The sequence below is a fragment of the Nocardioides abyssi genome (assembly GCF_030412915.1).
Lineage (GTDB): Bacteria > Actinomycetota > Actinomycetes > Propionibacteriales > Nocardioidaceae > Nocardioides > Nocardioides abyssi.
This window is the reverse complement of sequence record NZ_JAUHJR010000133.1, coordinates 1-281: the sequence shown is the minus strand read 5'-3', so window position 1 is coordinate 281 and position 281 is coordinate 1. Positions and strand designations below refer to the sequence as shown.

The window sequence follows — 281 nt, the reverse complement described above, 5'->3', positions numbered from 1 at the left end:
AAATTTTAACAACAAAATGACCACCCACTGGAATTACCCTGATGCAGCCCTCCAAGAGGAGCTCAGCAAAATCGCCAACGCCATTGTAGTTCCCGGAAAAGGCATTTTGGCCGCGGACGAATCCGTCGGCACCATGGGGAAAAGGCTGGCAGATATCGGTTTGGAGAATACTGAGGACAACAGGCGCAAGTACAGACAACTTCTGTTCACCACAGACCCCGCAATCGGACAATCCATTTCCGGAGTGATCCTTTTCCACGAAACCGTCTACCAGAAGGCCT

Annotated in this window: 1 protein-coding gene; it reads left to right on the top strand. The window is 50.9% G+C overall.

The genetic code is table 11. The features are described from left to right. Positions 1-16 precede the first annotated feature (16 nt). Positions 17-281, top strand: a 265-nt coding sequence (locus tag QWY29_RS20220; protein WP_300963025.1) for a class I fructose-bisphosphate aldolase, incomplete at its 3' end; no start/stop codon positions are given.